General features: G+C 58.6%; 13 protein-coding genes. 11 read left to right on the forward strand and 2 right to left on the reverse strand.

Annotated features, from left to right (window positions below; translation table 11 throughout):
• Positions 1-288: 288 nt before the first annotated feature.
• The 3 genes from V6P94_RS03430 to V6P94_RS03440 are packed head-to-tail and all read left to right on the forward strand — an operon-like array spanning position 289 to position 4,082.
• Positions 289-1,026: a gluconate 2-dehydrogenase subunit 3 family protein gene (locus V6P94_RS03430; protein ID WP_133075000.1), complete on the forward strand. Its 738-nt coding sequence runs from the start codon at positions 289-291 to the stop codon at positions 1,024-1,026.
• 2 nt (positions 1,027-1,028) lie between these two features.
• Positions 1,029-2,813, forward strand: coding sequence for a GMC family oxidoreductase (locus V6P94_RS03435; RefSeq protein WP_133075001.1), 1,785 nt, complete (start codon positions 1,029-1,031; stop codon positions 2,811-2,813).
• A gap of 12 nt (positions 2,814-2,825) precedes the next feature.
• Complete coding sequence (locus tag V6P94_RS03440) at positions 2,826-4,082, forward strand: c-type cytochrome (RefSeq protein WP_133075002.1); 1,257 nt, start codon at positions 2,826-2,828, stop codon at positions 4,080-4,082.
• Positions 4,083-4,183: 101 nt separating this feature from the next.
• Here V6P94_RS03440 and V6P94_RS03445 read toward each other — a convergent pair whose 3' ends face one another.
• Positions 4,184-4,825 carry a transporter substrate-binding domain-containing protein gene (locus V6P94_RS03445; RefSeq protein WP_133075004.1) on the reverse strand — a complete coding sequence of 214 codons (642 nt, stop codon included), beginning with the start codon at positions 4,823-4,825 and terminating at the stop codon, positions 4,184-4,186.
• Positions 4,826-4,964: 139 nt separating this feature from the next.
• On the opposite strand from V6P94_RS03445, the gene V6P94_RS03450 reads away from it, so the two are divergent.
• On the forward strand, positions 4,965-5,402 hold the full coding sequence (locus V6P94_RS03450; protein ID WP_037032682.1) for a DUF4399 domain-containing protein: 438 nt from the start codon (positions 4,965-4,967) through the stop codon (positions 5,400-5,402).
• 58 nt (positions 5,403-5,460) lie between these two features.
• On the opposite strand, the gene serA is transcribed toward V6P94_RS03450, so the two are convergent.
• Positions 5,461-6,690, reverse strand: coding sequence for a phosphoglycerate dehydrogenase (serA, locus tag V6P94_RS03455; RefSeq protein WP_133075005.1), 1,230 nt, complete (start codon positions 6,688-6,690; stop codon positions 5,461-5,463).
• A gap of 206 nt (positions 6,691-6,896) precedes the next feature.
• Here serA and V6P94_RS03460 point away from each other — a divergent pair, with 206 nt between their 5' ends.
• From V6P94_RS03460 to V6P94_RS03490, 7 genes are all read left to right on the forward strand, one after another.
• The gene (locus V6P94_RS03460) at positions 6,897-8,291 is read left to right on the forward strand and encodes an FAD-binding oxidoreductase (RefSeq protein WP_019828298.1); all 1,395 of its coding nucleotides are present in this window, start codon (positions 6,897-6,899) and stop codon (positions 8,289-8,291) included.
• Positions 8,292-8,335: 44 nt separating this feature from the next.
• Entirely contained in the window at positions 8,336-9,001 is a 666-nt protein-coding gene (locus tag V6P94_RS03465; RefSeq protein ID WP_133075006.1) for a fumarylacetoacetate hydrolase family protein, read from the forward strand.
• A 175-nt stretch (positions 9,002-9,176) separates the two neighbouring features.
• The gene (locus V6P94_RS03470) at positions 9,177-10,217 is read left to right on the forward strand and encodes a DUF5924 family protein (RefSeq protein ID WP_133075007.1); all 1,041 of its coding nucleotides are present in this window, start codon (positions 9,177-9,179) and stop codon (positions 10,215-10,217) included.
• A gap of 79 nt (positions 10,218-10,296) precedes the next feature.
• The gene (locus V6P94_RS03475; protein WP_133075008.1) at positions 10,297-11,427 is read left to right on the forward strand and encodes an ABC transporter permease; all 1,131 of its coding nucleotides are present in this window, start codon (positions 10,297-10,299) and stop codon (positions 11,425-11,427) included.
• Positions 11,428-11,435: 8 nt separating this feature from the next.
• The gene (locus V6P94_RS03480) at positions 11,436-12,227 is read left to right on the forward strand and encodes an ABC transporter ATP-binding protein (protein ID WP_405046747.1); all 792 of its coding nucleotides are present in this window, start codon (positions 11,436-11,438) and stop codon (positions 12,225-12,227) included.
• A gap of 1 nt (position 12,228) precedes the next feature.
• Positions 12,229-13,167, forward strand: a complete 939-nt coding sequence (locus V6P94_RS03485; RefSeq protein WP_338649027.1) for an MlaD family protein — start codon at positions 12,229-12,231, stop codon at positions 13,165-13,167.
• Positions 13,164-13,790, forward strand: a complete 627-nt coding sequence (locus tag V6P94_RS03490; protein ID WP_326398839.1) for an ABC-type transport auxiliary lipoprotein family protein — start codon at positions 13,164-13,166, stop codon at positions 13,788-13,790. Before V6P94_RS03485 ends, V6P94_RS03490 begins: the two co-directional genes overlap by 4 nt.
• Positions 13,791-13,822 lie beyond the last annotated feature (32 nt).

Genomic DNA, 13,822 nt, shown 5'->3' on the forward strand with positions numbered 1-13,822 from the left:
TTCAGTTCGACCACTTCAACAGGGATTATCAGGAGGTGGCGGCAGATTGAGTGATTTGTGATCAAAACCCTGTGAGCCATTTGTTAAAAAAACGTGAAGGCGCAAAAGGCAGGTGCGGCAAAATTACGCATGAAACGATTCACCTGGGCGCCCGGCCTGTTAGTATTTGTAACCAAAGTTTGCAAGCGTGTTGTTTTCCTTCGGTCAACATCGACCCGTATCGCTGCCAAAACGAAAAGCTGCCCATGAGCGGCTGTAATCCGTGACTGCCTGATGAGGTGCCCCCGCATGTCTGAGCAAGACAACCCCCGGCGTGAGTTTTTGCGCAAAACCCTGACCCTGATTCCAGTGGTCACTGTCGCCAGCACCGGTCTGGGTAGCACGGTGATGATGGCCACGCCTGCGGTCGCCGCGCCTGAACCTGCACAGCGCCCTTCGAGCCCTGGCAAAGCGTATGAGCCGACGTACTTCACGGCTGAGGAGTGGGCGTTCGTAAACGCCGCTGTCGCACGCCTGATCCCTGCAGACGAACAAGGCCCAGGCGCTTTGGAAGCCGGTGTACCGGAATATATCGACCGCCAGATGAACACGCCTTACGCCAGCGGTGCGCTGTGGTTCATGCAAGGCCCGTTCAATGCCGACGCGCCACCCGAGATGGGCTGGCAGAGCAAACTGGTACCAAAACAGATCTATCGCTTGGGCATCGCTGCCACGGAGGAGCTCTGCAAAAAAGCCTATAACTCAACATTTGCTGGGCTAGACAGCGCTACCCGAGACGAAGTGCTCAAACAACTGGAGGCCGGTACGCCTAAATTCGATAGCGTTCCGGCCAAGATGTTTTTCAGCTTTTTGCTGCAAAACACCAAGGAAGGCTTCTTTTGCGACCCTATTCACGGTGGCAACAAAGGCATGGTCGGCTGGACCATGATCGGCTTCCCCGGCGCGCGCGCTGATTTCATGGACTGGGTCGAACGCAACGAGCAGTACCCCTTCCCGGCAGTTTCCATTCGCGGCGAGAGGGCTTGAGCATGTCGACCGTTATGAAAAAAGTTGATGCAGTTATCGTCGGTTTCGGTTGGACAGGCGCGATCATGGCCAAAGAGCTGACCGAAGCTGGCCTGAATGTTGTGGCCCTTGAGCGCGGCCCAATGCAGGACACCTACCCGGATGGTAACTATCCACAGGTGATTGATGAGCTCACCTACAGCGTGCGTAAAAAGCTCTTTCAGGACGTCTCCAAAGAAACCGTCACCATCCGCCATAGTGTCAATGACGTGGCCTTGCCCAACCGCCAGCTGGGCGCGTTTTTGCCTGGCAACGGTGTGGGCGGCGCGGGTTTGCACTGGTCGGGCGTGCACTTTCGGGTCGATCCGATGGAGCTGCGCATGCGCAGTCATTACGAAGAGCGCTACGGTAAAAACTTTATCCCCAAGGACATGACCATCCAGGACTTCGGCGTCAGCTATGAAGAGCTGGAGCCGTTTTTCGACTACGCCGAGAAAGTCTTCGGAACGTCGGGCCAGGCCTGGACCGTAAACGGCCAATTGGTCGGTGAAGGCAAGGGTGGCAACCCTTATGCAGCGGATCGCTCCGATCACTTCCCGCTGGTGTCGCAGAAGAACACCTACTCGGCACAGCTGTTTCAGAAGGCGGCCAATGAAGTGGGCTACAAGCCTTACAACCTGCCGTCAGCCAACACCTCGGGGCCTTATACCAACCCTTATGGCGCGCAGATGGGCCCGTGCAACTTCTGCGGCTTTTGCAGTGGTTATGTCTGCTACATGTACTCCAAGGCATCGCCCAACGTAAATATTCTGCCAGCGCTCAAGCCGCTGCCGAATTTTGAGCTGCGCCCTGACGCCCATGTCATCCGGGTCAATCTGGACAGCACCAAGAGCAAAGCCACCGGTGTGACCTACATCGATGCACTGGGCCGTGAGATCGAACAACCGGCCGATCTGGTGATCCTGGGTGCATTCCAGCTGCATAACGTGCGTTTGATGCTGCTGTCGGGGATTGGCAAACCCTATGACCCGAAAACCGGTGAAGGTGTGGTGGGCAAAAACTTCGCCTACCAGAACATGGCCACCATCAAGGCGTACTTCGACAAAGACGTACACACCAACAACTTCATCGGCGCTGGCGGCAATGGCGTGGCGATCGATGATTTCAATGCGGATAACTTCGACCACGGGCCGCACGGCTTTGTCGGCGGTTCGCCGATGTGGGTCAACCAGGCGGGTAGCCGGCCGATTGCCGGAACTTCAAACCCGCCGGGCACCCCGGCCTGGGGCAGTGCCTGGAAGCGTGCAACCGCCGATTACTACACCCACCAAGTGTCGATGGATGCCCACGGTGCGCATCAGTCCTACCGTAGCAACTACCTCGATCTGGACCCGGTGTATCGCGATTCCTTCGGCCAGCCGCTGCTGCGCATGACGTTCGACTGGCAAGAAAACGACATCAAAATGAACCGTTTCATGATGGGGAAAATGGGCAAGATCGCCGAAGCGATGAACCCGAAAGCCATTGCCCGGATCGGCAAGCAAGTCGGTGATCACTTCAATACGGCCTCCTACCAGACCACTCACCTTAACGGTGGCGCGATCATGGGCACGAATCCGAAAACCAGTGCACTGAACCGTTACCTGCAGAGCTGGGACGTGCACAACGTGTTTGTGCCGGGTGCGTCTGCCTTCCCGCAAGGCTTGGGATACAACCCGACAGGTCTGGTTGCTGCGTTGACCTATTGGTCGGCTCGGGCGATCCGCGAGCAGTACCTGAAAAACCCCGGCCCACTGGTTCAGGCATAAGGAGCGATGACCATGAAAGCATTTGTTATCGCGACCCTGACACTCTTCGCCAGCCTCTCGGCGGTGGCTGCAGACAGTGACCCGCAAGCGTTGGTCAAGCAAGGTGAATACCTGGCTCGCGCCGGTGACTGTGTGGCCTGCCACACCGCCAAGGACGGCAAGCCGTTCGCCGGTGGCCTGGCGATGGAAACCCCGATCGGTACGATTTATTCGACCAACATCACGCCGGGCAAAAGCGGCATTGGCAGCTACAGCTTTGAAGATTTCGACAAAGCCGTGCGCCACGGCGTCGCGCAAAATGGCAGCACCTTGTATCCGGCCATGCCGTATCCGTCCTATGCGCGGGTCAATGAGGCCGATATGCAGGCGTTGTATGCCTACTTTATGAAGGGCGTGAAACCTGTCGAGCAAGTGAACCAGGAGGCCGATATTCCGTGGCCGCTGAGCATGCGCTGGCCGTTGGCGATATGGCGCTGGCTGTTTGCTCCGCAGGTTGAAGACTTCAAGCCGCAAACCGGGCAAGACGCGGTGACAAGTCGCGGTGCGTATCTGGTGGAAGGCCTTGGGCACTGCGGTGCGTGCCACACGCCACGGGCACTGACCATGCAGGAAAAAGCCCTGAGTGCCAGCGACAGCCCGGCGTTTCTGTCAGGCAGCGCACCACTGGAAGGCTGGATCGCGAAGAACCTGCGCGGTGACCACAAGGACGGTCTGGGCAGTTGGAGCGAGGCGCAACTGGTGCAGTTCCTCAAGACCGGGCGCAGTGATCGCAGTGCTGTATTTGGTGGCATGAGTGATGTGATCGTGCACAGCATGCAGTACATGTCCGAGGATGATCTGACCGCTATCGCTCGATACTTGAAGTCGTTGCCTGCGGTTGATCCGGCTGACGTGCCCCATCAGTACGATCCGGCGGTAGCGGATGCCCTGTGGAACGGTGACGACAGCAAGCGCGGCGCTGCGGTGTATATCGATAACTGCGCGGCCTGCCATCGCACTGACGGTCATGGCTACACCCGAGTGTTCCCTGCCCTGGCGGGTAACCCGGTGTTGCAGTCGGCGGACCCGACGTCGCTGATTCATATCGTGCTTAAAGGTGGGACGTTGCCGGCGACGCATACGGCGCCGTCGACCTTCACCATGCCTGCTTTCGACTGGCGTTTGTCGGATCAGGAAGTGGCCGATGTGGTCAATTTCATCCGCACCAGTTGGGGTAACAAGGCGGGTGAAGTGAAAGCCGGGGATGTGAAGGCGATTCGCACACCCTGAGTATCGGTTGGGAGCGGGCTTGCTCGCGATGCAGTTGACTCGGTATGCCTGAATTACCGATTCGATCCCATCGCGAGCAAGCCCGCTCCCACAGTGGGTATTCAGGGTTGTTTTGCACCCATCCCGAACCATTTCTGCGACAAGGCCTCCAGCCGGCCATCGGCCTTGATCCGCTGCAGTGCCTTGTCCAGGCTGGCCTGGAACGCCGGGTTGCCTTTCTGGAAGGGAATGGCCAGGGCAACTTCCTCATCAGTGACCGGCGCTTTCTGCGCCACGGTTACCAATGGCCCGCGGTCGACAAACGCGTTGCCCTGAACTACGCCTAATGTCTGGCCCTGCAACATGGCAAGGCTGTTGGGTGAGCGCGGTGGTTCCTGCCGGGCTATCGTCTGCGCTTGCAGGTGGCTGTAAGGCTCGCTGAAGTCGAAACGATCCTGAAGTTCGGGAGTCAAAGCGATGTGGTTGATGGCAACGTCGTATTTGCCGCTCTCAACGCCCGGCAACAGGTCATTGCTGTCCGTCACAAGAATGGAGGGATGCACTTCCAGTTCCTGAGCCAGCAGCTCGCCCAATTCAACGTCAAAGCCGGTCAGGCGCCCGTCTTGCTTGAAGCTGAACGGGGGCATGTCGGCCTCAAGGGCGATGCGCAGTTCGCCTCGGTCGTTCACGTCGTCGATCAGTTCGGCTTGAGCAAAAGGGCTCGCCAATGGCAGTAAAAGCATCAGGCCTGGCAGGAAACGCATGGACACTCCTTGGAATTTGTTGCAAGCGATTCGCAATTGGCGTCCGCTTTGCTTTATGTTGGTCAGTTGCGGCGTTGGACAACAGATTGGCTCAAAGTTGTCCGGCGTCGAAGAATTTTGCAAAAAACCGGAGAAAAAAATGAAAGCTCTACTGTCTCGTGTTGCGTTGGCTTCTGTGTTGATGGGCGCTTCGGTCATGGCGACTGCGGCGGGCCTGGAATCGGAACCGGCTCCAAAAGGCGCCAAGGTTTTCATCGTCGAACCTAAAGACGGTGCCACCGTTGATCAAACGTTCACCGTTAAATTCGGTATCGAAGGCATGCCTTTGGCGCCTATTACCGAAGCCACTCCCCATGCTGGCCACCACCACCTGCTGATTGACGTCGACCAGTTGCCAGCCGAGAACGCACCCATTCCGGCCGATGCCAACCATATCCACTTCGGCAAGGCCCAGACCGAAACCCAGGTAACCCTGCCACCCGGCAAGCACACCCTGCAACTGGTGCTGGGCAACCAGGTGCACGTGCCGTTCAAGCCAAGCATCGTGTCGAAGAAAATCACGGTTGATGTGAAATAAGTATTTTCGACCCACAAAAAAGGGAGACCCGAGGGTCTCCCTTTTTAGTAACGCACGTTTAGAACAAAACGCGGCAACGGATCGTGCCGTTGACGGTCTGCAACTTCTCTTGCGCCAGGTCCGAAGACTCGGCATCCACGTCGATCACTACATAGCCAACTTTTTCGTTGGTTTGCAGGAACTGACCGGAGATGTTGATCCCGTTTTCGGCGAAGATCTTGTTGATCTCGCTCATCACACCCGGGATGTTCTCGTGGATGTGCAGCAGACGGTGCTTGCCAGGGTGAGCCGGCAGGGCCACTTCAGGGAAGTTCACGGACGATACCGAGGTACCGTTGTCGCTGTACTTGACCAGTTTTTCTGCCACTTCCAGACCGATGTTGGCTTGCGCTTCAGCGGTGGAACCGCCGATGTGCGGGGTCAGGATCACGTTGTCCAGGCCGCGCAGCGGGCTTTCGAACACGTCGTCGTTGGAGCGCGGCTCAACCGGGAACACGTCGATGGCGGCGCCGATCAGGTGCTTGTCCTTGATCGCGTCAGCCAGGGCATCCAGCTCAACCACGGTGCCACGTGCGGCGTTGATCAGAATCCCGCCCTTTTTGATGGCGCGGATTTCTTTCTCACCGATCATCCACTGGGTGGCTGCGGTTTCAGGAACGTGCAGGGTGACGATGTCGGACATGCCCAGCAGTTCGTGCAGATTGCCAACCTGGGTTGCGTTGCCCAATGGCAGCTTGGTCACGGTGTCGTAGAAGAACACTTGCATGCCCAGGCCTTCAGCCAGTACCGACAGCTGAGTGCCGATAGAGCCGTAACCGACGATACCCAGCTTCTTGCCACGGATTTCGAAGGAGTTGGCCGCGCTTTTGATCCAGCCACCACGGTGGCAGGAAGCGTTTTTCTCAGGGATGCCACGCAACAACAGGATCGCTTCAGCCAGCACCAACTCAGCCACCGAACGGGTGTTGGAGTACGGTGCGTTGAAAACAGCGATACCGCGTTCGCGAGCAGCGTTGAGGTCGACCTGGTTGGTGCCGATGCAGAAACAACCAACAGCGACCAATTTCTTGGCGCAGTCGAACACTTCTTCGGTCAGCTGGGTACGAGAACGGATGCCGATAAAGTGGGCATCAGCGATCTTTTCCTTCAGCTGGGCTTCAGGCAAGGAACTGGTGATGTACTCAATGCTGGTGTACCCGGCAGATTTGAGCACTTCAACAGCGGATTGGTGGACGCCTTCCAAAAGAAGGAACTTGATCTTGCTCTTATCGAGAGAAGTCTTGCTCATCTGCGTAAACCTGTGTCCCAGAGAAAAAATGGCAGGGAATGGACAGCGAGAGCTGACCTGGCCGGCGTGAAGACCGGCACCGAGAATCGTCCTACGGCTCGATTCTGCGGGGGGGTCGTATGCTAGCATAAGCGCCCCGCTAAACACCCATTCCTGCGACGTGAAGCGTTCTCAGGATGACCATGAATTGTTCGAGAGTTCTGTTGATGACCCATCCTGCCTTGATTGATGAGCTGAAGACCCTGGTAGAGCCTGGCAAGGTCCTGACCGATGCCGACTCCCTTAATGCTTACGGCAAGGACTGGACCAAGCATTTCGCCCCGGCCCCGCTGGCCATTGTGTTCCCGAAAACCACTGAACAAGTGCAGGCCATCGTGCTGTGGGCCAACGCCCATGACGTGGCGCTGGTGCCATCGGGTGGCCGTACCGGTTTGTCCGCCGCCGCCGTGGCCGCCAATGGCGAAGTGGTTGTGTCGTTCGACTACATGAATCAAGTGCTGGACATCAACCTGACCGACCGCACCGTGGTCTGCCAGCCGGGTGTGGTTACCGAGCACCTGCAAAACCTGGCCGAAGAAAACGGCCTGTACTACCCGGTGGATTTTGCTTCTGCAGGTTCCAGCCAGATTGGCGGCAACATCGGCACCAATGCTGGCGGTATCAAGGTTATTCGCTACGGTATGACCCGTAACTGGGTTGCGGGCATGAAAGTCGTGACCGGCAAGGGCGACGTGCTGGAGCTGAACAAGGACCTGATCAAAAACGCCACCGGCTACGACATGCGCCAGCTGTTCATCGGCGCTGAAGGCACCCTGGGCTTTGTGGTGGAAGCCACCATGCGCCTGGATCGCGCACCGAAAAACCTGACGGCGATGGTGTTGGGTACAGCCGATTTCGACTCCATCATGCCGGTGTTGCATGCCTTCCAGAGCAAGCTGGATCTGACGGCTTTTGAGTTCTTCTCCGACAAGGCGCTGACCAAAGTCATGGACCGTGGCGACGTGCCTTCGCCGTTCGAGACCGACTGCCCGTTCTACGCGCTGCTGGAATTCGAAGCGACCACCGAAGAAGTGGCCAATGCTGCGCTGGAAACCTTCGAACATTGCATGGAAGAAGGCTGGGTGCTTGATGGTGTGATGAGCCAGAGCGAAACCCAACTGCAGAACCTGTGGAAACTGCGCGAGTACATCTCCGAGACAATCTCCCACTGGACGCCCTACAAAAACGACATTTCGGTCACTGTGTCGAAAGTCCCGGCATTCTTGAAAGAAATTGACGCGATCGTCGGCGAACACTACCCGGATTTCGAAATTGTGTGGTTCGGTCACATCGGTGACGGCAACCTGCACTTGAACATCCTCAAGCCTGAAAACCTGAGCAAGGACGAGTTCTTCGCCAAGTGCGCGACGGTGAACAAGTGGGTGTTTGAAACCGTTGAGAAGTACAACGGTTCGATCTCTGCCGAGCACGGCGTGGGCATGACCAAGCGTGATTACCTGACCTATAGCCGCTCGCCGGTCGAGATCGAATACATGAAAGCCCTCAAGGCCGTGTTCGACCCGAAGGGCATCATGAACCCAGGCAAGATTTTTGCGGTTTAAACCCTAGCGACTACACAATCAGCATCCATCAGCGGAGTCGGTCAATGAGCTATCAGCACCAGTATGTCGACGGTACCCGGATTCACTTTCCTATCGGTAAAGTGGTGTGCATCGGCCGCAACTATGCCGAACACGCCAAGGAACTGGACAACCCGATCCCGTCTGAACCCCTGCTTTTCATCAAGCCGGGCAGTTGTGTCGTACCGCTGGACGGTGGTTTCGCGATTCCAGCCGAACGCGGTTCAGTGCACTACGAAGCAGAAATTTCGGTGTTGATCGGCAAGCCTCTGTCGAATAACCCAAGTGCTGAAGAAGTGCTGGACGCCATCTCCGGTTTTGCCCCGGGCCTGGACTTGACCCTGCGCGACAAGCAGACCGAGCTCAAGGGCAAGGGTTTGCCCTGGGAAATCGCCAAGTCGTTCGACGGCGCCTGTGTACTGGCCCCGTTCGTACAGAGCAGCACCTTTCCTGATCTGGCCGATATCGGCATTCGCCTGACCATCAATGGTGAAGTGCGCCAGGATGGCAACAGCGCCCTGATGCTCAACCCGATTGTGCCGATGATCCAGCACATGGCTGCGTGCTTCTCGCTGCAAGCCGGTGACGTCATCATGACCGGCACTCCAGTAGGCGTTGGTCCGCTGAATGTGGGCGACGAGCTGGTACTGGAACTGACCGGCGCCAGCCGCTTCGAAAGCAGCGTGCGTTAAGCGTGCGTTGTAGGAGCGGGCTTGCTCGCGATGGTCTCACCGCGGTTTGCCTGACAGACCGCAGCGACTCAATCGCGAGCAAGCCCGTTCCCACAGTGTCATGAAGTCCCGGACGCGGAGCGCCTAAAACGCTATTCTGTCGAGGATATTTCCTATACAGAATGTGAACTGCCGAATGCCTAACTGGAACCTCCTCATACAGCGCGTCCTTGAGTTGATGAAGCGCTATCCGGGGCTCATTGCGGCGTTCGGTTTTTGCTCGGGCGTGGGCAGTTTTATCCTGGTGGACCGTCAACAGGGCATGGCCCGCTGGATCGCCGTGATCCTGCTGGTGAGCTGGGTCTGGTTGATGCTGGAAAACAGTTTTACCCAGCTGTTCAGCCGGGTATTCAAACGCGAGATACCCCCGCCGCTGCTACGTTATGCGACCCAGATGATCCATCAGGAAAGTCTGTTTTTCGTGTTGCCGTTTTTCTTTATCACCACCACCTGGAACAGCGGGCAGCTTGTCTTTACCGGGCTTTTGGGTGTGTGTGCCCTGATCACCATCACGGACCCGCTGTATTACAAATGGCTGGCCCCCCGGCGCTGGCTGTTTTTGGCGATGCACACCCTCGCCCTGTTCGCGGCGATGCTGACGGCGCTGCCGATCATCCTCAACCTCACCACCTCCGAGAGCTACAAGCTGGCGCTGGGCACTGCTGTGCTGCTTTCAATCCCCAGCCTGGCCGTGAGCCTGCCGCTCAAGACCTGGCGCGGCTGGCTGGTGCTGCCGCTGATTGTCCTGGCCCTGGGCGGCACCGGCTGGCTGCTGCGCTCCTGGGTGCCGCCTGCCACGCTGTGGATGACCGAAGTGGCGGTCACCACACAACTGCAAGACCGCACGCCGGGCGAGAGCATTAAAGAAATCAGCGTCAGCGAGTTGCGTGGCCGTGGCCTGTACGCTTACACCTCGGTCAACGCGCCGCGGGGTTTGAACGAGCGGATTTACCACGTATGGCAACTCAACGGCCAGGAGGTCGACCGTATCGCGCTCAATATTCAGGGCGGGCGCAAAGAGGGCTACCGCGCCTGGACCCACAAGCAGAATTTCCCGCCCAACCCGGTGGGTCGCTGGCAAGTTCGGGTATTGACTGAAGATGGGCAATTGATCGGTGTTTTGCGCTTTCGGGTTAACCCAGATCAATCCGCGCCTGCGCCTGTTCAGGCAAACTGAAACACTTTTGCAGGATTGTGCTATTACATAAGGTCTGTGTTCAAACGTACTTAGCTGGGAGCTTAAGACTATTACGGCCATGGCGGGCAATGCCCAACTAGACACTTCCAGTAACCCGGCGCGGCTGTTGATCAGCGGCGACTGGACGCTTGCCCATTACACCCGCCTCAAGCAACAGACCGAGCAACTGATGGGCAAGTACGACGCCCAGACCGCTATCAACCTGGATGACGTGACCAGTATCGATACGGCAGGTGCGTCACTGCTGGTGGAGTTGCTGGGTGCCGAGCGGGTCGGCCAGTTGACCGACACGGCACAAAAACTCCCCGCCGCAGACCGCGCCTTGTTGCAGACGGTCTATTCCTCGATGCGCGACTTTTGTGTGCCGGTCAAAGCCGCCCCGCAGAACGTCGCCATCCTGTTGCTCAGCCGCATCGGCAGCGCGGTTTACAAGCTGTGGCAAGACACCCTGCAATTGCTCGGCTTTATCGGCCTGATCCTGCAAACCCTGGCGCGTAACCTGTTCAGGCCCAAGCAATGGCGCATCACGCCGGTAGTGGCACACATCGAGCAGATCGGCCTCAACGCTGCCCCGATTGTGATGCTGCTGACCTTTATGGTGGGCGCCGTGGTGGCATTTCTGGGGGCCACGGTGCTGGCCAGCTTTGGTGCGGGGATCTTCACCGTCGACCTGGTGGCGTTTTCCTTCCTGCGTGAGTTCGGCGTGCTGCTGACCGCCATCCTGCTGGCGGGCCGTACCGCCAGTGCCTTTACGGCGCAAATCGGCTCAATGAAAGCCAACGAAGAAATCGACGCAATCCGCACCCTGGGCCTCGATCCGATGGACTTGCTGGTGCTGCCACGGGTGCTGGCCCTGTTGATCGCCCTGCCGCTGCTGACCTTCCTGGCCATGATGTCGGGCATCCTCGGCGGCGCGGTGGTGTGCGTGGTGTCGCTGGGTATTTCCCCCGACATGTTTATTTCGCTGTTGCACTCCGATATCGGCGTTCAGAACTTTTTGGTGGGCATGGTCAAGGCACCGTTCTTTGCCTTTCTGATCGCTGCGGTGGGCTGCCTTGAAGGCTTTAAAGTCAGCGGCAGCGCCGAATCGGTCGGTGCCCACACCACGTCCAGCGTGGTGCAATCGATCTTTATCGTGATCGTCCTCGACGCCGTGGCCGCGTTGTTCTTCATGGAGATGGGCTGGTGAGTACTTCCCTGCGCAAGCCCGGCGAGGCGGTGATCGAGGTGCGTGATCTGTGCAACCGCTTTGGCAGCCAGAGCGTGCACGAACACCTCGACCTTGATGTGTACAAAGGCGAAATCCTGGGAGTGGTTGGCGGCTCCGGTACCGGTAAATCGGTACTGCTGCGCAGCATTGTCGGCTTGCGTCGACCCACTGAAGGCCAGGTGCGGGTGTTTGGTCAGGACTTGATGAGCCTGCAAGAGGCCGAGCGCTCGTTGATCGAGCGGCGCTTCGGTGTGTTGTTCCAGCGTGGCGCGTTGTTTTCGTCGCTGACCGTGATGGAAAACATTGCCCTGCCCCTGATTGAACACGCGGGTCTGAGCCGCCCTGACGCCGAGCACCTGGCGTGCGTCAAGCTGGCGCTGGCCGGGTTACCGTTGTCGGCGGCCGATAAATACCCCTCTTCGTTGTCGGGGGGGATGGTCAAGCGCGCCGCGCTGGCACGGGCACTGGCACTGGACCCGGACATCCTGTTTCTTGATGAGCCCACCGCCGGGCTTGACCCGATAGGCGCGGCGGCGTTTGACCAACTGATTCTGACCCTGCGCGATGCGCTGGGCCTGAGCGTGTTTCTGGTCACCCATGACCTGGACACGCTGTACACCATCACGGACCGGGTGGCTGTGCTGTCGCAAAAACGGGTGCTGGTGGCGGCACCCATCCGCGAGGTCGAAGACTTCGACGACCCGTGGATTCACGAATATTTCCATGGCCCCCGTGGCCGCGCCGCATACGAAGCGGCAACCCAGCTTAAGGAGCAATGACATGGAAACCCGTGCCCATCATGTATTGATCGGCTTGTTCAGCGTCCTGGTCGTCGTCGGGGGCATGCTGTTCGGTCTGTGGCTGGCCAAGGCGAGCATGGACAGCACGTTCAAGGACTACGAAGTGGTGTTCAACGAAGCCGTCAGCGGCCTGTCCAAAGGCAGTTCGGTGCAATACAACGGCATCAAGGTGGGTGACGTCATTGAGTTGCGACTGGACGACAAGGATCCGCGCCGCGTGCTGGCACGCATCCGCCTGGCCGCCAGCACCCCGGTCAAGGTCGACACCAAGGCCAAGCTGGCCCTGACCGGCGTGACGGGCACCTCGATCATCCAGCTCAGTGGCGGCGACCCGAACAGCCCGGACCTCAAGAGCAAGGACGGCAAGCTGCCGGAAATCGTGGCCTCTCCGTCTCCGATTGCCCGCCTGCTCACCGACGGCTCCGACCTGATGGCCAACGTCAACATGCTGCTGCATAACGCCAACAGCCTGTTCTCGGAAGAGAACGTCAGCCGCGTCAGCAAGACCCTGGACAACCTTGAGCAAACCACCACGGCCATTGCCGGTCAGCGTGGCGACATCAGCCAGACGCTGAAACAGCTGGCCCAGGTTGGCAAGCAGGCCAGCGCCACGCTTGAGCAGACCACCGCGCTGATGCGCAATGCCAACGGCCTGCTGAGCACCGATGGCAAGCAGATGTTCAGCAGCGCAGAGCGCGCCATGAAGTCGCTGGAACAGAGCAGTGCGACCATCAACACGCTGATCGACAACAATGAGGACTCGCTCAATAGCGGCCTGCAGGGTCTGAATCAACTGGGCCCTGCGGTCAACGAGCTGCGCGAAACCCTCGGCACACTGCGCTCGATCTCGCGGCGCCTGGAAGCCAATCCAAGCGGTTACTTGCTGGGCCGCGAACAGAACAAGGAATTCACTCCATGAAGCGTACCTATCGCCTGGCAGGCTCCATCGTGCTTGCGACAAGCCTGAGTGTGCTCAGCGCCTGTTCGATACTGCCCAAGCCCGAGATGGTCGACGTGTACCGGCTGCCGGCTGCGCAAGCGCCCATGGCTGCGAGTCACAGCGCGCCGGTGAAGTGGTCGTTGCGCCTCGACAAGCCGATGGCCAGTGGCGCCCTGAACAACCAGAACATCGCCGTGGTGCCCGAGGGCAACCTGATCAGCAACTACAAGGGCGCACGCTGGACTGACACCGCACCCGTGTTGATGCGCAATCGTCTGCTTGATGCCTTCTTGCAGGATGGCCGAATCCAGGGCCTGAGCACCGACGACAGTAACTTGCAGGCCGATTACGAGTTGGGTGGAGAGTTGCTGGCGTTCCAGACGCACTACAACGGCAAAAGCCCTGAAGTGCTGATCCAGTACAACGCCCGTCTGGTTCGCAGCAGCGATCAGCGTGTGATTGCCTCCAAACGGTTCGAAGCACGTCAGCCCCTGAGCAATCCATTGGTGCCGGGCGTGGTTGCAGGGTTTGGCCAGGCCAGTGATGTGCTGATGCCGCAAGTGGTGCAGTGGGTCATGCAGCAAGGGCAAGCGCAGCGCTGATTGCCCTTGCTTCAGATCATGTGGGAGCGGGC

This window comes from Pseudomonas sp. ML2-2023-3, assembly GCF_037055275.1.
Taxonomy (GTDB): domain Bacteria; phylum Pseudomonadota; class Gammaproteobacteria; order Pseudomonadales; family Pseudomonadaceae; genus Aquipseudomonas.